At 67.7% G+C, this 19,289-nt stretch carries 18 protein-coding genes; 5 read left to right on the forward strand and 13 right to left on the reverse strand.

Translation table 11 applies throughout. The annotated features are described in order from the left end of the window. Nucleotides 1-73: 73 nt before the first annotated feature. The 4 genes from C560_RS0105290 to C560_RS0105305 form a co-directional block, all read right to left on the reverse strand. The gene (locus C560_RS0105290) at nt 74-1,234 is read right to left on the reverse strand and encodes an AMP-binding protein (RefSeq protein WP_026537399.1); all 1,161 of its coding nucleotides are present in this window, start codon (nt 1,232-1,234) and stop codon (nt 74-76) included. 8 nt (nt 1,235-1,242) lie between these two features. Further along, complete coding sequence (locus C560_RS0105295) at nt 1,243-2,196, reverse strand: 1,4-dihydroxy-2-naphthoyl-CoA synthase (RefSeq protein WP_026537400.1); 954 nt, start codon at nt 2,194-2,196, stop codon at nt 1,243-1,245. 21 nt (nt 2,197-2,217) lie between these two features. Then, nucleotides 2,218-2,658 carry a VOC family protein gene (locus C560_RS0105300; protein WP_026537401.1) on the reverse strand — a complete coding sequence of 147 codons (441 nt, stop codon included), beginning with the start codon at nt 2,656-2,658 and terminating at the stop codon, nt 2,218-2,220. A gap of 70 nt (nt 2,659-2,728) precedes the next feature. Beyond that, on the reverse strand, nt 2,729-3,490 hold the full coding sequence (locus C560_RS0105305) for a CPBP family intramembrane glutamic endopeptidase (RefSeq protein ID WP_026537402.1): 762 nt from the start codon (nt 3,488-3,490) through the stop codon (nt 2,729-2,731). A 192-nt stretch (nt 3,491-3,682) separates the two neighbouring features. On the opposite strand from C560_RS0105305, the gene C560_RS0105310 reads away from it, so the two are divergent. Beyond that, the gene (locus tag C560_RS0105310; protein WP_026537403.1) at nt 3,683-5,353 is read left to right on the forward strand and encodes an ABC-F family ATP-binding cassette domain-containing protein; all 1,671 of its coding nucleotides are present in this window, start codon (nt 3,683-3,685) and stop codon (nt 5,351-5,353) included. Between the two features lie 268 nt (nt 5,354-5,621). Further along, nucleotides 5,622-7,079, forward strand: a complete 1,458-nt coding sequence (locus C560_RS0105315; RefSeq protein ID WP_026537404.1) for an amino acid permease — start codon at nt 5,622-5,624, stop codon at nt 7,077-7,079. A 97-nt stretch (nt 7,080-7,176) separates the two neighbouring features. Here C560_RS0105315 and C560_RS0105320 read toward each other — a convergent pair whose 3' ends face one another. From C560_RS0105320 to C560_RS0105345, 6 genes are read right to left on the reverse strand one after another with little or no spacing between them, the layout of a single operon-like run. Further along, nucleotides 7,177-8,010, reverse strand: coding sequence for an HpcH/HpaI aldolase family protein (locus C560_RS0105320; protein ID WP_026537405.1), 834 nt, complete (start codon nt 8,008-8,010; stop codon nt 7,177-7,179). Then, a complete protein-coding gene (gene hpaH / locus C560_RS0105325; RefSeq protein WP_026537406.1) occupies nt 7,995-8,780 on the reverse strand; it encodes a 2-oxo-hept-4-ene-1,7-dioate hydratase in 786 nt (261 codons plus the stop codon). Before hpaH ends, C560_RS0105320 begins: the two co-directional genes overlap by 16 nt. Before the next feature lies 1 nt (nt 8,781). Beyond that, complete coding sequence (gene hpaD, locus C560_RS0105330; RefSeq protein WP_026537407.1) at nt 8,782-9,870, reverse strand: 3,4-dihydroxyphenylacetate 2,3-dioxygenase; 1,089 nt, start codon at nt 9,868-9,870, stop codon at nt 8,782-8,784. A 48-nt stretch (nt 9,871-9,918) separates the two neighbouring features. Then, nucleotides 9,919-11,445 carry a 5-carboxymethyl-2-hydroxymuconate semialdehyde dehydrogenase gene (hpaE, locus tag C560_RS0105335; RefSeq protein WP_026537408.1) on the reverse strand — a complete coding sequence of 509 codons (1,527 nt, stop codon included), beginning with the start codon at nt 11,443-11,445 and terminating at the stop codon, nt 9,919-9,921. Between the two features lie 56 nt (nt 11,446-11,501). Beyond that, on the reverse strand, nt 11,502-12,203 hold the full coding sequence (locus C560_RS0105340; RefSeq protein ID WP_026537409.1) for a GntR family transcriptional regulator: 702 nt from the start codon (nt 12,201-12,203) through the stop codon (nt 11,502-11,504). After that, nucleotides 12,196-13,686 (reverse strand): fumarylacetoacetate hydrolase family protein, encoded by a 1,491-nt coding sequence (locus C560_RS0105345; RefSeq protein ID WP_026537410.1) that lies wholly within the window; start codon nt 13,684-13,686, stop codon nt 12,196-12,198. The genes C560_RS0105340 and C560_RS0105345 overlap by 8 nt, the downstream gene beginning before the upstream one ends. 250 nt (nt 13,687-13,936) lie before the next feature. On the opposite strand from C560_RS0105345, the gene C560_RS0105350 reads away from it, so the two are divergent. Continuing rightward, on the forward strand, nt 13,937-15,850 hold the full coding sequence (locus C560_RS0105350; protein ID WP_026537411.1) for an FAD-binding monooxygenase: 1,914 nt from the start codon (nt 13,937-13,939) through the stop codon (nt 15,848-15,850). A gap of 44 nt (nt 15,851-15,894) precedes the next feature. Here C560_RS0105350 and C560_RS0105355 read toward each other — a convergent pair whose 3' ends face one another. From C560_RS0105355 to C560_RS21310, 3 genes are all read right to left on the reverse strand, one after another. Continuing rightward, nucleotides 15,895-16,752, reverse strand: a complete 858-nt coding sequence (locus C560_RS0105355; protein ID WP_026537412.1) for a prephenate dehydratase — start codon at nt 16,750-16,752, stop codon at nt 15,895-15,897. Between the two features lie 90 nt (nt 16,753-16,842). Next, nucleotides 16,843-17,619 carry a dienelactone hydrolase family protein gene (locus C560_RS21305; RefSeq protein WP_043422633.1) on the reverse strand — a complete coding sequence of 259 codons (777 nt, stop codon included), beginning with the start codon at nt 17,617-17,619 and terminating at the stop codon, nt 16,843-16,845. A gap of 137 nt (nt 17,620-17,756) precedes the next feature. Next, nucleotides 17,757-17,933: a CsbD family protein gene (locus C560_RS21310; RefSeq protein WP_043422699.1), complete on the reverse strand. Its 177-nt coding sequence runs from the start codon at nt 17,931-17,933 to the stop codon at nt 17,757-17,759. A 176-nt stretch (nt 17,934-18,109) separates the two neighbouring features. Between C560_RS21310 and C560_RS0105370 the strand changes: the two genes are divergently transcribed. Continuing rightward, a complete protein-coding gene (locus tag C560_RS0105370; RefSeq protein WP_026537413.1) occupies nt 18,110-18,583 on the forward strand; it encodes an SRPBCC family protein in 474 nt (157 codons plus the stop codon). Further along, a complete protein-coding gene (locus tag C560_RS0105375; protein WP_026537414.1) occupies nt 18,583-19,260 on the forward strand; it encodes a pentapeptide repeat-containing protein in 678 nt (225 codons plus the stop codon). The genes C560_RS0105370 and C560_RS0105375 overlap by 1 nt, the downstream gene beginning before the upstream one ends. Nucleotides 19,261-19,289: the final 29 nt, after the last annotated feature.

Consider the following 19,289-nt stretch of genomic DNA (forward strand, 5'->3'; position numbering starts at 1 on the left):
TCAGTACCTCGTTGGTTGGTTGAATACTCGTTGGTTGAAACACGCAGCCGGCCCGAAGCCGGAGGCGGCTTGTCTATTTTCCCTGATGGAGGGCGTCCAGCAGGACCGTCATGCCCAGCCGGTCCGGTTTGCCGTTGGGCAGCATGAGCAGTTCCGCGGCGGGCAGCACCGTCTTTGGGGCCAGCGCGCCCAGCGACGGTGCCCAGGTCTCGTTCCGGCGGTCGGCGAACGCCGCCAGCCCTTCCGGGGAACTGTCGGCCACGGCGACGTACGCGGCCAAGGCGTGGCCCCACTCGGCGGACGGCACGCCGGCGACAAAAGCCGCCCGAACGCCGTCGAGCTTTTCCAGCTCAGCCTGGACATGCGCGGCCGAAACTTTGACGCCGCCGGTGATGACGACGTCGTCGGCGCGGCCGAGCACGGTGAGCCGGCCGTCGGCGTCCAGCTCACCGAGGTCATTGGTCCGGTACCAGCGGACGCCGTCCGCTTCGATGAACGCCGCCGCCGAGAGCTCGGGGGCCTGAAGATAGCCGGCGGCAATGGTTGCCCCGCCCAGCAGGATGCGGCCGTCGTCCTCCACGCGGACCAGGACGTCCTCGAGCGGGAAGCCGTCGTACACGCACCCGCCGCAGGTCTCGGACGAGCCGTAGGTGGTCACCACCCGCACTCCGGCGTCCCGGGCTGCGGCGAGGAGCTCCGTGGACGCGGGACCGCCGCCGAGCAGGACGGCGTTGAAGCGCCGCAGCACCGCCAGCGTCTCGGCGGAGGGCGCGTCCAGCAGCCGCTGGAGCTGGGTGGGCACCAGCGAGGTGAAACGGAGCTTGTCCGTCAGTTCCAGCGCCGCGGCGGTGAAGGCCTCCGGCGTAAAACCGCCCGAGAGGTCCATGACCCACGGGCGGGTCCCCGCGAAGAGCGAGCGGACCAGGACCTGGACGCCGGCCACATACTGGACGGGAAGGGCCAGCAGCCACTGCCCCTCGCCCTTGAGCGCAAAGGCGGTCGCCACGGACGACGCCGCCAGGGCATCGACGGTCAGGACGGTCGCCTTTGGTGTGCCGGTGGACCCGGAGGTCCGGACCACGACGGCCGCGTCCTCGATGCCGGCCGTGTCAGGGAATCCCAGCACCGGCGAGCCGTCCGGCCCGGCGGAGAGTTCGACGGCGGGTCCCTCGCCATGGAGGGCAGCAGCCAGCGCCTTGAGCGCAGGCTCGATGTTTACGGCTCCGGAAGTCACAGCGCGCCTTAGAAGTAGTACGGGAAGGCGGACCAGTCTGGATCGCGCTTCTCGAGGAAGGCTTCCTTGCCCTCCACGGCCTCGTCGGTCATGTACGCCAGGCGGGTCGCCTCGCCGGCGAAGACCTGCTGGCCGGCCAGGCCGTCGTCGGCCAGGTTGAAGGCGAACTTAAGCATGCGGATGGCCTGCGGGGACTGCCGGGCAATGTCGGCGGCGTACTCCAGGGCGACCTCCTCGAGGCGTTCGTGGTCCACGGCCTCGTTCACGGCGCCCATCCGGACCATGTCCTCGGCGGAATATTCGCGGGCCAGGAAGAAGATCTCCCGGGCGGACTTCTGGCCGATCTGGCGGGCCAGGAGGGCCGAGCCGTAGCCGGCGTCGAAGCTGCCCACGGTGGCGTCGGTCTGCTTGAACTTGCCGTGCTCGCGGGAGGCGATCGTGAGGTCCGAGACCACGTGGAGGGAGTGCCCGCCGCCGGCTGCCCAGCCGTTGACGACGGCGATGACCACCTTGGGCATGGTGCGCATGAGCCGCTGGACTTCCAGGATGTGCAGCCGGCCGGCGCGGGCCGGATCAATGGTTTCGGTCGTTTCACCATTGGCATAGCGGTACCCGTCACGGCCGCGGATCCGCTGGTCCCCGCCCGAGCAGAACGAGTGCCCGCCGTCCTTGGGGGAGGGGCCGTTGCCGGTGAGCAGGACGGTGGCGACGTCCGGGGTCATCCGGGCGTGGTCCATGGCGCGGTAGAGCTCGTCCACGGTGCCGGGCCGGAAGGCGTTGCGGACCTCGGGGCGGTCGAAGGCGATGCGGACGGTGGGCAGGTCCCGGACCACCTCCCCGTCGGCGGAACGCTCCACCTGCCGGTGGTAGGTCATGTCCTGGAAGTCGTCGAAACCGGACACGGTGCGCCACCGGGAGGGGTCAAAGACGTCGGATACCTTGGCGGGGATTTCGTTGCTCACAGTCCGAGTCTAGTAATCGCGTCAGCTGATGCAGAACTCGTTGCCTTCCGGGTCCGCCATGGTGTGCCAGGAATGCGGCCCCTGATTGGCGGACCAGAGGAACGTCGCGCCGCGGGCAACAAGGGCGGCCCGCACGGCGTCCTTGTCCGCTCCCGCGAGCCGCACGTCCCAGTGGACCCGGTTCTTGACCGTCTTTTCCTCCGGGACGATCTGGAACAAAACGCGGTGGGCGGGCGCTTTGGCATCGAGTTCCTCCGGCGGGCGGATGGCGGCGCCCTCGCGCCACACAAGCCTGCCCTGGTGTGTGGTGGTCTCTGCCTCCGTCGCGAAGCCCTGCTCGATCATGGAGTGGATGAACACCTCATCCTGCGGCTCCACGGCCCAGTCCAGGGTTTCGGCCCACCAGTCGGCGAGCTCGTGCGGGTTCTTACAGTCGACGACGATCTGGATTTTCAGTGTCATGGAAAGAACCTACGACGTCGCCGCGTGCGGCGGTAGGGTTCAGGCCCCACAAGGCGTCGCGTTCCTTCGGTCAGCCCTGGACCTGCTGCAGCTGTTCGAGCACCTCGGGCGGAATCGCGTAGATGAAGATGACGGCCAGGAGGTTCTTGGAGGCGTGGACGAAGTAGGAGAACATGACGTTCTTCCCGGTCCAGACGTACACGAACACCAGGACGGCGCCCATGGCGAGGTACGGCATCAGCACCTGCAGGGTCATTTGCTCCTGGCCCACGATGTGCAGGGCCGCGAAGAGAATCACGGACATGGTGCAGCAGACCCAGAGGTTAACCCGGCGGCTCAGTTTGCCGATCAGCAGATGGCGGAAGATGTATTCCTCGACGAACGGGCCGACCAGCACCAGCAGGGGCACCATGAGCCAGACCGGGACCTGCTGCATGAGCGCCTGGAGGCCGGCCTGGTTGGCGGAGGTCTGCACCGGCCCGCTAAGGGCCACGAGCACCGCGGTGAGGATGAGCATCGCCACGACGGTCAGGGGCACCATCAGGGCCGTGAACCAGGGCCTCGTGGCCAGGACGCGGAGATCGCGGACCGCAACACGCCGGGCGGCGGTCACGGCCAGGACGCCGACGGTTGCGTAGAAGATCAGGTTCACCGCGTAGGACGCCACCGCAGGATTGGGCGACAGCTGCAGCAGCAGCGGCTCCAGCAGGCTGCCCGCCACGGCGAATAAACCGGCTACGGCAACATAGAGTCCAACAGTGATGAAATCGAGCCGGGAGAACCGGTAAAGCTCCGGCTGCGGCGCGGGTGGTGTGCGGAGAGCTGTGCCCATGTCCCCAGCCTAGCGCCGAGGCAGGAGGAAGCGGTCCAGCCCATCATCCCCGGCACCACGGCAGACCTGACGCTCGACGGCGGCACCTGGCGGCACCCGCCCCGGCGCCCGGTGCCCCAGTGACGGCCGGCGGTGCCATACTGAGGCTGCAGGCCGCCGTCGGGCAGGCTGGCACCTACTTGCGAGGACTCCTTGAGCGAACATCTCCGCCTTTCGGGCGTATCCCACGGCTATGGGGACCGCCAGCTCTTTGCCGGCGTCGACCTTGCCATCACGGCCGGTGAACATGTGGCGATCGTTGGCGAAAACGGCGCGGGCAAATCCACGCTGCTGCGGATCCTGGCCGGCTTCGAGGCCCCGGACGAGGGCACGGCCGTCAGCCACAGCCGCGTGGGCTACCTGGCCCAGACCCATGGCCTGCCGGAGCAGTTCACCGTCCGCGACGCGATCGACGCCGCACTGGAATCGCTGCGCGCGCTGGAGGCCGAGCTGGACCGTCTGGAGGACGGGCTGGCCGGCGCGGAAGCGGACGAACTGGAGCGCTACGGAAACCTGCAGACGCAGTATCAGCTCAGGGAAGGTTACGCCGCGGCATCCCGGGTGGAGGCGGCGCTGGACCGGCTCGGCCTGGGCGGGCTGGACCGGATGCGGACACTGGGCTCGCTCTCCGGCGGGGAACAGGAACGGGTGGCACTGGCCTGCGTTCTCGCCGATCCCGCGGACATCCTGCTCCTGGACGAACCCACCAACCACTTGGACGCGTCCGGCACGGCCTGGCTGGAGGCACGGCTGGCCGCGCACCGCGGTACGGTGGTGGTGGTCTCCCACGACCGCGTCCTGCTGCGCAAAGTGGCCTCAACCGTGATTGAGGTCGATGCCGAACGCCGGACGGTCAACCGGTATGGCAACGGGTACGAAGGCTATCTGCGGGAGAAGGCTGCCGAACGCCAGCGCTGGGCCCAGCAGTACCACGGATGGCTGGACGCGATGGCCGCCGAACGGCTCCAGGCGGACACTGTTTCCGGGAAGATGGGCTACGCCCGCCAGCGCGACGGCGACAAAATGGGGTTCGACTTCAAGGCCGGCACGTGGCAAAAGGCCGCCACCAGCAAGGTCCGCAACGCCCAGGAGCGGCTGCGCCGGCTGGAGGCAAGCCCCATTGACCGTCCCCCGGTGCCCCTGAAGCTGGCGACGGATCTGCGGGCGGACGTAGCCGAAGGCCCGGCTCTGGAGGCGAAGGGGGTCGCCGTGCCCGGCCGCCTGGAACCCACGGACTTTCGGGTGGAAGCCGGCCAGAAGATCCTGATTACGGGCCCCAACGGTGCCGGGAAGTCCACGCTGCTCTCCGTCCTCGCCGGCACGCTGGAACCGGCCCAGGGCAAAGTGGTGAGGCACGGCCGGATCGGCTACCTGCAGCAGGAATTGGAACTCCCGCAGCGCCCGGGACTGCGTCTCCTGCCCGCTTTTGCCGCGGGCCTGGGCGGCAACATCGATGAGCACGCCGAGGCCCTGCTGCGGCTGGGGCTCTTCCGGACCAGCGAATTCCACGTGCCGGTGGGCAGCCTTTCCGCGGGACAGCAACGCCGGCTGGCGCTGGCCCGGCTCCTGCTCGGCGGGTTCGGGACGATGCTGGTGGACGAGCCCACCAACCACCTGGCGCCCGTGCTGGTGGAACAGCTCGAAGCGGCCCTGTCCGAGTTCGCGGGAACCCTGGTCATGGTCAGCCACGACCGCGCGCTGGGGGAGTGGTTCAGCACCTGCGCCCGGCGAGGAACGAGCCACGACGCCGGGCAGGAAATAGCGCACGGGAACAGCACCGGGAACTGGCTCCGGTACGCGATGCGGGACGGCGCCCTGGCCTAGCGGAACGATTCGCCGGGGCTGGCGGAGCCCAAATAGAACATTATTCGGCCAATCGGCAAAACAGGTGTCATTAATTAGGGATAGCGACGGGCTGGTGTTGCCCGCGTCACGGCCAGGCCGGGAAATCCAGTACGATGGATGAGCCGCGCGAGGGTTTGACTCCTTGTGAGGTTCGGTACATCTTGCTGCCCCACCGGGCAGAACCCGAATGGTGTGTAACCGAATCCCGGTCCCGTCCCGGCCATAATCCGACCTACAAGGAACCGTTGTGCCATCACTTACCCCCACAGAACTCCAGAGCGCCCCGGCGGAATCCGCCGTCGACTCGACCCTCAGCGCCGAGGGCTATAAGAAGACCCTGAGCGGGCGCCACGTGACGATGATCTCGATGGGCGGCGCAATCGGCGTCGGCCTGTTCATGGGCGCCGGCGGACGACTGGCCTCCACGGGCCCGGCGCTGATCTTCTCCTACGCCATCGCCGGCGTGATCGCCTACCTGCTCATGCGGGCATTGGGCGAGCTCATCATGTACCGCCAGACCTCGGGCTCCTTCGTCAGCTACGCCGGCGAAATGTTCGGCAAGAAGGGCGCCTTCCTCTCCGGCTGGATGTACTTCATCAACTGGGGCATGACGGGGATCGCCGAGCTGATCGCGATCGGCCTGTACTTCCAGTTCTTCTTCCCCAACGTGCCGGTGGAAGCGTCCGCGATTGCCGCCCTCGCGCTGCTCGTGGCCGTCAACCTGCTCAGCGTCAAGGCGTTCGGCGAGTTTGAATTCTGGGCGTCCTGCCTCAAGGTCGGCGCCATCCTGATCTTCCTGGCCGTCGGCACCTTCATGGTGGTCACCAACGCCAAGGTCGGCACCGGCCACGCCTCAGTCGCCAACCTCTTCGCCGACGACGGCGGGATGTTCCCCAAGGGCGCCCTGGTGATGGTCCTCGTGCTCAACGCCGTGATCTTCGCCTACAACGGCATCGAACTCGTCGGCATCACCGCCGGCGAGATGGAGAACGCCAAGCGCGAAGTGCCCAAGGCGATCCGCGCCGTCGTACTGCGCATTGTGGTGTTCTACGTCGGTTCCGTGCTGCTGCTGGCCATGCTGCTGCCCTCGGACCAGTACAAGGCCGGCGTGTCCCCGTTCGTCACCGTGTTTGGCCAGATGGGCCTCGGCTGGGTGGGCGACGTGATGAACATGATCGTCATCACCGCCGCGCTGTCCTCCTGCAACTCGGGCCTGTACTCGATCGGCCGCGTCTTCCGCACCATGGCCAACAACGGGCATGCCCCGCAGTGGCTCACCCGGATGTCCAAGCGCCACGTGCCGTACGCGGCCATCCTGGCGATCGCCGCCTTCTACCTCGTGGGCATCCTGCTGAACATCTGGCTCGGCGGCTCGCACGCCTTCGACCTCGCACTGAACACCGCCTCGATCGGCGTGATCTTCACCTGGGGCGCCATCTTCGCCAGCCAGATCGCGCTTCGCCACCAGAAGGGCCGCGTCTCCAGCCTGCCCATGCCGGGCTCGCCGTGGACCAGCTGGGCCGGACTGGTCGCGCTGCTGGCCATCACCGTGCTGATTGGCTTCGACACCATGACCAGCAAGACCGGCGAGGTCTTCCACCTGGGCCTGTGGACCCTGGCGACCGTTCCGTTCTTCGCCCTGGTGCTGTGGCTGGGCTGGCAGAAGGTCAAGAACAACGCACCCAAGAGCGAGCTCTACAGCTAGGAACCACCGGTCCGGCGCTTAACGCGGCGACGGCGGCAGCCACCTGGAGAAGGTGGCTGCCGCCGTCGCGGTTAACCGCCGTTATCGCGGAGAGCCTTCAGTAGCTGGCGGGGGTGCCGCCCGGCTCAGCCGCCGGGTCCTGTGGGATGTAGTCGGCGGCAAGGGCCTCGGAGCCGCGGGCCAGGATGGACACATCGGCCCCGACCAGCACAAACGCCGCGCCGGCGGCCAGGTAGGCGCGGGCGGTTGCGGGGTTGAAGGCGTTCACGCCGGCGGGTTTGCCGGCCGCGGTGGCGGCGGCGAGGCAGTGTTCGACGGCGGCGCGCACCCGGGGGTGTTCCTGCTGGCCCAGCAGCCCCATGGAGGCAGCGAGGTCGGAGGGCCCGAGGAAGATCGCGTCCACCCCGTCCACCGCCAGGATGTTCTCCACGGCCGCAACCGCGGCTTTGGATTCAATCTGGACGGTGACGCTGACGGTGTCGGAGGCGCGGGCGAGGTAGTCCGGGATCCGGTTCCAGCGCGCGGCCCGGGCCAGGGCGGAGCCGACGCCGCGGACCCCGTGCGGCGGGTAGCGGGTGGCGGCCACGGCGGCCTCCGCCTCGGCTGCGGAGTTCACCATGGGGATCAGCAGGTTCTGGACGCCCAGGTCCAGGTATTGCTTGATGAGCACCGTGTCGTTCACCGGCGGCCGGACCACGGCCTGGACCGGGTAGCCGTGCACGGCCTGCAGCTGGGCCAGGACGGACTCGAGCCCGTTGGGGCTGTGTTCGGCGTCGATCAGGAGCCAGTCCAGGCCGGACCCGGCGCAGAGCTCGGCCACGAGCGGGCTGCCCGAACACACCCACATCCCGGCCAGCGGCCGGCCGGCAGCGCCGGTTTGCTTGAGCAGGGCGTGCCTGAACGTTGCGTCGGGTTCTACTCGAAGCGGCATGTGATGCTCCCCAGCGGTCCGTAGTCGGCGTGCACGGTGTCGCCTTTGTAGACCCAGAGGGGCCGGGTGAAGGAGCCGGCGAGGATGATGTCGCCGGCCTTCATCCCGTCGCCGTGGGCGGCGATCTTGTTGGCCAGCCAGTGCACGCCGTTGGCCGGGTGGTCCAGGACCCCTGCCGCGACGCCGGTTTCTTCCACTGTCTGGTTCTTGTAGAGGATAGCGGAGACCCAGCGCAGGTCCACGGCGTCGGGACGGACGGGGTTGCCGCCGATCACCATGGCGCCCATGGCCGCGTTGTCGGCGATGGTGTCCACGATCGTCCGGCCCTCCATCTCGATCCGGGAGTCCAGGATCTCCAGGGCCGGGACCACGTAGTCGGTGGCGTTCAGGACGTCGAAGATGGTGCAGCCGGGGCCGGCGAGGTGCTTCTTCAACACGAACGCGAGCTCCACCTCGACCCGGGGATGCGTGTACCGGTCCCACTGCACCGAGCAGCCGGTTTCCAGCACCATGTCATCGAAGATGGCGCCGTAGTCCGGCTCGGTGATGCCGGTGGCGGCCTGCATCGCCTTGGACGTGAGGCCGATCTTGCGGCCCACCAGCCGGCGTCCGGCGTCCTCGTTGCGCCGCCGCCACAGCTGCTGGACGGCGTAGGAGTCCTCCACCGTCATCTCCGGGTAGCGGGTGGTCAGGCGGGGGACCGGTGTGCGGTTGCGGCCGGCCTCCAGCAGTTCGTCCGCGATGGCCTCGATCGTTGCGGGATCCAGCACGCTAGACCTGCGCCCCGAGCTTGAAGCCCGCCGCTTCGCCGGCGGAGCCGTCCTCTTCCTTGCGGGTGTAGGAGAAGCCATCGGCGCCCACGGTCACGGCCATCTCGCTCTTTTCCTCGCGGACGATCACGGGCTGCGGGTTGCCGTCGAGGTCCAGGACCAGGGAGGCCTCGGTGTACCAGGACGGGACCACGGGATTGCCCCACCAGTCGCGGCGCTGGTTGTCGTGGACGTCCCAGGTGATGGTGGGGTTGTCCGGGTCGCCGGTGTAGTAGTCCTGGGTGTAGATCTCGATGCGGTGGCCGTCCGGGTCCAGGATGTAGAGGTAGAACGCATTGGAGACACCGTGCCGGCCGGGGCCGCGTTCGATCCGGTCCGAGATGCGCAGGGCTCCCATCTTGTCGCAGATCTGGATGATGTTGTGCTTCTCGTGCGTGGCGAAGGCAATGTGGTGCAGCCGCGGGCCGTTGCCGCCGGTCAGGGCGGTGTCGTGCACGGTCTGCTTGCGGTGCATCCACGCGGCGTACGTGACGCCGTCGGAGTCCTTGATGTCCTCGGAGACGCGGAAGCCGAGGTCCTCGAGGTACGCCCGGCCGCGCGGGACGTCCGGGGTGACCTGGTTGAAGTGGTCCAGCCGGACCAGTTCGCCGGCGGAGTAGAGGTCATAGCGCTGGGTGAGGCGCTCGACGTGTTCGGTCTCGTAGAAGAATTCGTAGGGGAAGCCGAGCGGGTCCTCGACGCGGACGGCGTCGCCGATGCCCTTGGTGAAGCCCTCCTTGCGGCGCTCGGTGCGGCAGCCGAGTTCCTTGTAGTAGGCCTCGGCGGCGTCCACCTCCGCCGGGGACTTCACCCGGTAGGCGAAGGCGGCCGCAGCGGCCACGGGACCCTTGCGCAGCACCAGGTTGTGGTGGATGAACTCCTCGAGGGAGCGCAGGTAGATGGTGTTCTCGTCTTCCTCGGTGACGTGCAGGCCCAGCAGGTCCACATAGAACTCGCGGGACTTGGCGAGGTCCGTGACCACGAGTTCCAGGTAGGCGCAGCGGACGATGTCCGGAGCCGGGACAGTGGGGGTGGGGACGAAGTTGGTCATGGTGCTCTCTCTTCTTTGAAAGGGGTCTGGGTGGCGCCGGCGGGAAACTTAGGCGCCGAATTTAGGCGTGTGGACGGTGCCCAGGGTGATGTGGACGGCCTGCTGGTCGGTGTAGAAGTCGATGGAGCGGTACCCGCCCTCGTGGCCCAGGCCGGAAGCCTTGACGCCGCCGAACGGGGTGCGGAGGTCGCGGACGTTGTGGCTGTTGAGCCAGACCATGCCGGCCTCGACGTTCTGCGAGAAGTTGTGCGCGCGGGTCAGGTTCTGGGTCCAGATGTACGCCGCGAGCCCGTACCGGGTGTTGTTCGCCAGGGCGAGTGCTTCGGCGTCGGTATCGAACGGGGTGATGGCAACCACGGGGCCGAAGATCTCCTCCTGGAAGATCCGCGCGTCCGGGGCGACGTCGGCGAACACGGTGGGTGCGATGTAGTTGCTGTTGTTGAGCCCTGCGGGCAGGTGGTCGGGACGGCCGCCGCCGGCCAGCAGCCGGCCTTCGGTCTTGCCGATCTCCACGTAGGAGGCCACCTTGGCATAGTGCTCGGGGTGGACCAGGGCGCCGACCTCGGTCTTGGGATCGTGCGGGTCACCGACCACGATGTTCCTGGCCCGGGCGGCGTACTTGTCGCAGAATTCCTCGTACACGGCGCGCTCCACCAGGATCCGGGAGCCGGCGGTGCAGCGCTCGCCGTTGAGCGAGAAGACGCCGAACAGGGCGGAGTCGATCGCGGCGTCGAGGTCCGCGTCGGCGAACACGACGCACGGTGACTTGCCGCCGAGCTCCATGGAGAGGCCCTTGAGGTTCGCCGCGGCGTTGCGGAAGATCGTCTGGCCCGTGGTGGTCTCGCCGGTGAAGGAAATCAGCGGCACATCCGGGTGCTTCACGAGGGCATCCCCGGCTTCCTCGCCGAGGCCGTTGACCAGGTTGAACACGCCGTCGGGGAGCCCGGCGTCCTTGAAGATCTGCGCCCACAGCGAGGCCGAGAGCGGGGTGAATTCGGCCGGCTTGAGCACCACGGTGTTGCCGGTGGCCAGGGCCGGGGCGAGCTTCCAGGACTCGAGCATGAACGGGGTGTTCCACGGCGTGATGAGCCCGGCGACGCCGATCGGCTTGCGGTTGACGTAGTTGATCTGGGCGCCGGGGACCTTCATGGCGTCGTCGAACTGGGCCACGATCAGGTCCGCGAAGAAGCGGAAGTTCTCCGCCGCGCGCAGCGCCTGGCCCTTGGCCTGGGTGATCGGCAGGCCGGTATCGAACGTTTCGAGCTCGGCCAGGCGTGCCTCCTGGGCCTCGACGGCGTCGGCGATCCGGTTCAGGACCCGGGCCCGCTCGCGCGGCTTCATCTTCGGCCACGGGCCGTTGACGAACGCCTCGCGGGCCGCGGCGACGGCGAGGTCGATGTCTTCCTTCTGGCCGGCGGCGGCGGTGGCGTAATTGGTGTTGGACACCGGGTCCAGGACGTCGAAGGTTGCCCCGCCCACCGAATCAACGAATTCGCCGTTGATGTAGTGCTGGATGTGGGTGGGAAGGTCCTGCGGAACGTAGTGGGCTGCGGTTTCTGCGGCAGTAAACGTCATTGTTTTTCCTTACTGGTAGTGCAACGCGGGGTCACTTACGGCCCATGAGGGGGGCCTTAATGGGCGCTAAGTGACCCCGCGTTGGTTTGGGCGAGGTACGCGTCGAGGGTGGCGCTGCGGTGGCGGCGGGCGGCCTTTTCGATGTCATCCGGGCTGGCGCCGGACTCGATGAGCTGCAGCAGTGCCTCGTGCTCATCGACGGATTCGTGGGCACGGCCCGGGACGAAGCGGAACGTGGAGGACCGCAGCGACGCCAGCCGGTTCCAGCCCCGGTGGACGAGGTCCAGGATGTGCGGATTGGGGCAGTGCTCGAACAGGACGCTGTGGAAGTCCTGGTTCAGCCGGGTGAACCGGACGGGGTCGAAGTGCTGCAGGCACTCGCGCATCTCGGCGTTGACGGCCCGGGCGCGGGCCACATCCGCCGCCCCGATCAACGGGGCCGAGAGTGCCGTGGCGGCGCCCTCGACGATGCTGAGGGTCTGCATCGTGTAGAGGTATTCGGTGGGGTCGATCCCGGACACGGTGGCGCCGACGTTCCGTTCGAATTTGACCAGGCCCTCGGCCTCAAGCCGGCGGATCGCTTCGCGGACCGGCACCACGCTGACACCCAGGTCCTCGGCGATCTTGGCCAGCACCAGCCGGTAGCCCGGGGAGTAGGTCCCGTCCACGATCCGGGCCTTGACGGCTGCATAGGCCTGCTCGGATTTGCTGCCGGAGGTCGCGGCCGGCGTGGCTGCGGCCCGGGCTGTCTCAGTCATTGGCCTTGCCAGCTTCCCATTGCTCGTAGCGGGTCCGCCATCCGGCGTTGAGCGGGTAGAGGCCGTCGACGCTGTGGCCCTGCTGCACCATCTCGGCGATGAAGGTTTCCTCGCGTTCCTGCGCGATCGAGTCGTCCGCGAGCTCTTCGGCGAGGGCCAGCGGGATCACCAGGATGCCGTCCGCGTCCGCGACGATGATGTCCCCGGGCTGCACGGTGGTGCCGCCGCAGGCGATGGTGATGTCCGTGTCCCAGGGGATGTGCCGGCGGCCCAGGACGGCCGGATGCGGGTTGGCATAGTAGGTCGGCATGTCCATGGCGGCCACGGCGGAGAAGTCGCGCACGCCGCCGTCGGTGATGATGGCGGCGGCGCCGCGGACCTGGGCGCGCAGGGCCAGGATGTCGCCGATCGTGCCGGTGCCCTTTTCGCCGCGGGCCTCCATCACCAGGATCTCGCCCTCGTTGACGGAATCGATGGCCTTCTTCTGGGCATTGAAGCCGCCGCCGTGGGTCTTGAACAGGTCCTCGCGGTTGGGCACGTAGCGCAGGGTCCGGGCCAGTCCCACGATCCGCCGCTCCGGACGGGTGGAGGTCAGGCCGTCAATGCTGACGTTGTTCAGGCCACGCTTGCGCAGCTGGGAGGACAGGGTGGCCGTGCAGACGGACTCCAGCTTGGTCTTCAGCTCCGGGGAGAGGACCGGCGTCCCTGACGGCTGGGCGGCGGCGAGGCCGGCCGCCTCACGGGAACCGTAGGCCTCCTCCCGCTGGAGATCATCGGTCCTGGGACGGGCGCCGAAGTCCGCGAACGGCGTCGTGCCTTCCACCACCCGGGTGACCAGCCGGCCGGTGGTGAGCCCGCCGCCGTCGTTGTCTACTTCCACTTCGACGACGTCGCCCGGCGTGGCGACCGACGCCCCGGCGGGGGTGCCGGTGAGGATGATGTCGCCCTCTTCGAGGGTGAGCAGCTGGGAGAGGTCGGCCACGAGCCGGGCGAACGGGAAGAGCAGGTCACCGGTGGTGTCGTCCTGGACCAGCTCACCGTTGTGCCACGTGCGGATCCGCAGTTTTGCGGGATCGACGGCGTCTGCCGCGATCAGGCCCGGGCCCACGGGCGTGAAGCCGTCGCCACCCTTGGAGCGGAGGTTGGAGCCCTTGTCCGCGTAGCGGAGGTCGTAGACACCGAGGTCGTTGCTGGCGGTGACCCACTCGACATGGCTCCACGCATCCTCGATGCCCACGCGGCGGGCGGGCTTGCCGATGATCAGGGCGATCTCGCCCTCGTAGCCGAGGAGTTCGCAGCCGGCCGGGCGCTCCACGGTCGAAGGGGCTGCTGCCGAACCCAGGGCCAGGGACGATGACGGCTTCAGGAAGTAGGAGGGCTGCTCGGGTGTGCGGCCGCGCTGGGCTGCCCGGCTGGGGTAGTTGATATGCACCGCGATGACCTTGCGGGCCGCGGCCAGGATGTGGTCGGTGACCTGTTCCAAGTGTTACTCCTCATCGAGTACGAAATCGTATACGAAACACTATGGCGCGGGAATGGCGGAGCGTCAACCCCCTGCGCCGGGGACATTGGCGCGGGCATTTGCCGGGACCATCTGGCGCACTTGTAACCCGCGTCATATCTGCCGTACAGTTCTGGATCAGGAACGGAAATTCTATTATCGAACGTCACGTTCTAATATCGAACACGCTTGGCCGTTGACAGGCCGCCACACAACGAAGTGAGGAAAGCCCGTGCATTTCCACCACCACGGTTACGTATCCGGTGACCCGCGAGTCCAGCCGGCCGCCGGCGTCGGCATCGATCGGCCCACGCAGCTTCCCGACGAGGTTGATGTGCTGATCGTGGGCTCCGGCCCCGCGGGCATGCTCGCCGCGGCCCAGCTGTCCCAGTTCCCGGGCGTCACCACCCGGATCGTGGAACGCCGGCCGGGCCGGCTCGCGATCGGCCAGGCCGACGGCATCCAGGCCCGCAGCGTCGAGACTTTCCAGGCCTTCGGTTTCGCCGAACGAATCATCGCCGAGGCGTACCGCATCACCGAAATGGCGTTCTGGAAGCCGGATCCCGCGGACCCCTCGAACATCGTCCGCAGCGCCCGCACCCTGGATGACCCGGGCGGGATCAGCGAGTTCCCGCACCTGATCGTCAACCAGGCCCGCGTGCTCGACTACTTCTCCGAGTTCATGGCCATGTCCCCGACCCGAATGACCCCGGACTACGGTCTGGAGTTCCGCGGCCTGGAGGTCACCGGCGAGGGTGAATACCCGGTCACGGTGACGCTGGCGCACACCGCCGGTCCCGACGAGGGCCGGGAACGCATCGTCCGGGCCAAGTACGTCGTGGGCGCGGACGGCGCCCGCAGCAGGGTGCGCGAGTCGATCGGCTGCACCATGGCCGGCGACCAGGCCAACCACGCCTGGGGCGTCATGGACGTGCTCGCCTCCACGGACTTCCCCGACATCCGGCTCAAATGCGCCATCCAGTCCCACGACGGCGGCAGCATCCTGCTGATTCCGCGCGAGGGCGGGCATCTCTTCCGCATGTATGTCGATCTCGGCGAGGTCGCCGCGGACGACCGCGGGGCCGTCCGCAAGACCACCATCGAGCAGATCATCGCCAAGGCCAACGCGATCATCCACCCCTACACGCTCGACGTGCGCAACGTGGCCTGGCACAGCGTCTACGAGGTGGGCCACCGCCTCACCGACAGGTTCGACGACGTCCTGCCGGAGGAGCTGGGCACCCGCACGCCGCGCGTGTTCATCACCGGCGATGCGTGCCACACGCACAGCGCAAAGGCCGGCCAGGGCATGAACGTCTCCATGCAGGACGGCTTCAACCTCGGCTGGAAGCTCGGCCACGTGCTGGAGGGCCGCAGCCCGGAGAGCCTGCTGTCCACGTACTCGGCCGAGCGGCAGGTCGTCGCGAAGAACCTCATTGACTTCGACAAAGTGTGGTCGACGCTCATGGCGAAGAAGCCCGAGGAGTTTGAAAACCCCTCCGAGCTCGAGGACTTCTACGTGCGCACCGCCGAGTTCCCTGCCGGGTTCATGACCGAGTACTCACCCTCGATGGTCGTCGCCGAGGCGACGCACCAGCACCTGGCCACCGGCTTTCCCGTCGGCAAGCGCTTCAAGTCCGCGCCCGTTGTGCGGGTCTGCGACACCAACCCGCTCCAGCTCGGCCACCAGGCCATGGCGGACGGCCGCTGGCGCATCTACGTCTTCGCGGACCCGGCAGCGCCAGGACAACAGGCCGGGGCCCCGTCGCCCGCCGCGGACCTCGCCGCGTGGCTGGCCGGCGCGCCGGACTCGCCGCTCGCCGCCACCCCCGCAGGGGCCGACCGTGATGCGTGGTTCGACGTGAAGGTGATCTACCAGCAGGACCACACGGGCATCGATATCGGCAACGTCCCCGCGGTCTTCACACCGGAGGTGGGGCCGTTCAAGCTCCCCTACCTCGAGAAGGTCTACGGCACCGATCCGGCGGCGGACATCTTTGAGCTGCGCGGCATCGACCGCGGCGGCGTCATCGTGGTGGTGCGCCCGGACCAGTACGTGGCCAACATCCTGCCGCTGAAGGCGACGGCGGAGCTTGCCGCATTCTTCGCACCCCTCCTGCAGGCAGGGCGGGCTGCGGCGGTGTGACCGCGTGGGGTGGCCTTCTTCGCAACGTTGGTCCGGGCTGGCGGTCAGAGGCCGGCTGCCTGCCCGGTCCGGTATTCGGCGGCGGAATAGACGCCAAGGACGCGTACCTCGGTGGTGAAGAACTCCAGTTCCTCCAGCGCCAGGCTGAGCGGCAAATCCTCGGGGTGCCCCTCGACGTCGGCCATGAACATGGTTGCCGCAAACTCGTTGCCCACCATATAGCTCTCCAGCCTTGTCATGTTCACGCCATTCGTGGCAAACCCGCCCAGCGCCTTGAAAAGTGCGGAGGGGACGTTCCGGACCCGGAACAGGAAACTGGTCACAGCCGGTCCCGGCAACGCCTCCCGGGACGGCAGCTCCTTTTCCGGCGCCAGGACCACGAACCGCGTGGTGTTGGACGGATCATCCTCCACCCGCGAAGCCAGCACCTCCAAGCCGTAGATCCGGGCCGCGAGCGGGGGAGCGAGGGACAGCTTGGCTGGATCGTTCCACTCCCGCACTTCACGGGCGGAACCCGCGGTATCCCCGGCAATAACAGGCTTCAGGCCGGCACTGCGGATCAACTTGCGGCACTGACCCAGGGCGTGGATATGGCTGTGGACCTCGGTGGCCCCCTCGATGGTGCTGCCGGGGATGCCCATCAGGTCGAAATGGATCGGAAGAAAGTATTCGCCCACTATCTGCAGCCGGGATTGGGGCAGCAGGATGTGGATGTCAGCCACCCGGCCGGCGATCGAGTTCTCGATCGGAATCATGGCCAGGTCGGCCTCGCCGCTGGATACCAGCTCTAAAGCGTCTTCGAAGCTGGCGCAGGGGACGCTCTCCAGCCCGGGAAACATCTGCGCGCAGGCAATATTTGAATTGGCGCCGGGCTCACCCTGGTACGCAATCTTCTGGACCATGGTCCGTATGGTTTCACGCCCAGCGCCCGCCTGCCCAAGTAAGTCGCAGCAGGGGCCGTTTTGACCCTTCAAAACGGCCCCTGCTTCGAGTCAGTTGGGTTTCAGGTACTTGGCGAAGTGGTCCTCGATCCGCTGCCAGGCTTCCGGGGCCGATTCCGGATCCGGGCCGATGCCCATGACCCGCATGAGCGGCCGCAGCACTCTCGGCCCGGTCTCCACATCGTTGAGGAAGGCGTGCCCGGCGTGCGGGAATTCCTTCACGTCGTTCTCCACGCCCAGCCCGTCAAGCACAGCCGCGAGTTTTGCCGCTTCGCCGGGCAGGGTGCGGTCCCGGCCGCCGAAGTTGGCCACGATCGGGCAGGCGCCGGCGAGGGCCGCCGCGGGGTCTTTCGGGCGGCGTCCATAGTTGACGGCGGCGGCGTCGAAGCCGTCATTGGCCAGCAGCAAAGCAAAGCCGCCGCCCATGCAGAAGCCGATCACGCCGATCTTGCCCGTGGTCCGGCCGGACGCAAGCAGCCAGTCCCGGGCGGTGGCCAGATCGGTGAAGGCCCGGCCCTCGCCCGCGGACAGCGCGCGCATGGTGGCGACGAGGCAGCGGCGCACCCCGCCGTCGCTGTACAGGTCAACGGCCAGTGTCAGGTAACCGGCCGCCGCCATCCGGTCGGCGTGGCGGACAGTGACGTCGTCCAGGCCGAAGGCTTCATGGACCATCAGGACGGCCGGGAAAGGCCCGTCGCCCGCCGGCTTCGCCAGGTAGCCGCGCAGCGCCGGCGAACCGCCGGCCGCGGCGCCGCTGGCCTGGCTGAGGTCAGTATTGCTGAGACCCCGGGTGGCGGGCTTGCCGCGTCCTGCGTGTGTCCGGTCCATGCTGGCCCCTCCGTCGGCTGTGGGGCCATTCTTGCATGGCCACAAAACCCCAAAACCGCGGCACGACAAAACGGGCACAAAAAAGCGGCGCCGGAGATCCCCCAAAGGAAAATCCGGCGCCGCGGTCGCCCTAAGGACTAGTCCTTCTTGAAGGCGTCCTTGACGTTTTCGCCGACCTTCTTCGCGTCGGCTACAACCTGGTCCCGCTGGCCCTCGGCTCGAAGCTGGTCGTTGTCAGTGGCGTTGCCAGCAGCTTCCTTGGCCTTGCCGCCGAGGTGCTCTGCTTCGTTCTGAATCTTGTCTCCGACACCCATGGTGTAGGCCACCTTTCGTTCCGGTTGAAAATACTGTCCGATCAGCCTAACACAAAGCATGCTTACTAATTCAAGGGGTTTCGCGGGGTAATCCTCCGGAGCGTCGTCTGCGGCGGTTTGCGAGGCGGTTTGTCAAAGGGTGAAGTTCCCCCGGTCCGCGGGCTAGGCTCGAGGTCATGGACCACAAGACCACTCTCACGCAGCACATCAATGCTCCGGCGGACTCGGTCTGGGCGGTGGTGTCGGACATTCCCGGATCTGCCGCGACCCTGTCCGGCGTCGATTCGATCCAGATGCTCACCGACGGACCCTATGCCGTGGGCACCCGCTGGAAGGAGACCCGCACCATGATGGGGCGCTCGGAAACGGTGGAGATGTGGGTGTCCCAGTCCGAGGCGCCGTCGAACGGCCGGGGCGGCAGCACCACGGTGAAGGCCCTCCAGGGCGGCGCCGACTACACCACCAGGTTCGCCCTGGCGGAGCGCGGCGGCGGAACCGACCTCACGCTGACCTTCGGCGCCGAAGTCGTCAAGCCGACCCGGTTCAGCAGGATCATGCTCACCGTGTTCGGTCCGCTCGGGATACGCATCACCCGCAAGGCCCTTGCAAAAGACCTGGCGGACATCGCGGCCAAGGCCGAGTCCCTGTGATGGTCCGGCGGACTGCGGCGGACAAAACCCCGAAGATCACCGCCCCCCGGCTCGCACCGGTCCGGACCGGGGATCTGCGGGATGACCCTGCCCCGGAGTTCCGGCGAGGTGTTCGGTACGACGGCGTCCGATACAGCCGCGCGTCGGCGGACGGTCTGGACCTGGGCGGTACGGACTTTGCCGAGTGCGAGTTCAGCGGGGTGTCGTTCAATGAGACGCAGCTGCGGGGTGCGACTTTTCGTGACTGCGTCCTGACCGAGGCTTACGCCCCGGTGCTGATGGCGGCCCGGACCAGCCTGCGGGATGTCGAGATCGGCAACCCCCGCTGGGGATCGGCGGAGCTCTATGAAAGTGGCTGGCAGTCCGTGCGGATCGACGGCGGCAAACTCGACTACGTGAACCTTCGCGGATCCAAGCTCACGGACGTGCAGATCAGCGACTGCATCATTAGCGAGCTGGATCTGGGCTCCTGCACGGCCACTCGGGTCGCCTTGAAGAACTGCACGATCGGCACTCTTGATTTCACCGGAGCCAGGCTCAGGGACTTCGACCTCCGCGGCACCGACTTCCGCACAATCAGCGGCCTGGGCAGCCTGGCCGGCCTCGTCGTCGACGATTACCAGCTCACCCTGCTCGCTCCGTTGCTCGCGGCCCATCTGGGCGTCGTCGTCGCGTAATCCGGCGGCATCCGGTTGACCCCCTTGCA

Origin of the sequence: Arthrobacter sp. 9MFCol3.1 (assembly GCF_000620385.1) — a bacterium.
Taxonomy (GTDB): domain Bacteria; phylum Actinomycetota; class Actinomycetes; order Actinomycetales; family Micrococcaceae; genus Arthrobacter.

Excerpts from the sequence above, each read along its gene's own strand:
- hpaE (WP_026537408.1), bottom strand. The coding sequence starts at position 11,445 with ATGACGTTTACTGCCGCAGAAACCGCAGCCCACTACGTTCCGCAGGAC.
- C560_RS0105340 (WP_026537409.1), bottom strand. The coding sequence starts at position 12,203 with ATGACTGAGACAGCCCGGGCCGCAGCCACGCCGGCCGCGACCTCCGGC.
- C560_RS0105355 (WP_026537412.1), bottom strand. The coding sequence starts at position 16,752 with ATGGTCCAGAAGATTGCGTACCAGGGTGAGCCCGGCGCCAATTCAAAT.
- C560_RS21305 (WP_043422633.1), bottom strand. The coding sequence starts at position 17,619 with ATGGACCGGACACACGCAGGACGCGGCAAGCCCGCCACCCGGGGTCTC.
- C560_RS0105300 (WP_026537401.1), bottom strand. The coding sequence starts at position 2,658 with ATGACACTGAAAATCCAGATCGTCGTCGACTGTAAGAACCCGCACGAG.
- C560_RS0105375 (WP_026537414.1), top strand. The coding sequence starts at position 18,583 with ATGGTCCGGCGGACTGCGGCGGACAAAACCCCGAAGATCACCGCCCCC.
- C560_RS21310 (WP_043422699.1), bottom strand. The coding sequence starts at position 17,933 with ATGGGTGTCGGAGACAAGATTCAGAACGAAGCAGAGCACCTCGGCGGC.
- hpaD (WP_026537407.1), bottom strand. The coding sequence starts at position 9,870 with ATGACCAACTTCGTCCCCACCCCCACTGTCCCGGCTCCGGACATCGTC.
- C560_RS0105320 (WP_026537405.1), bottom strand. The coding sequence starts at position 8,010 with ATGCCGCTTCGAGTAGAACCCGACGCAACGTTCAGGCACGCCCTGCTC.
- C560_RS0105370 (WP_026537413.1), top strand. The coding sequence starts at position 18,110 with ATGGACCACAAGACCACTCTCACGCAGCACATCAATGCTCCGGCGGAC.
- C560_RS0105305 (WP_026537402.1), bottom strand. The coding sequence starts at position 3,490 with ATGGGCACAGCTCTCCGCACACCACCCGCGCCGCAGCCGGAGCTTTAC.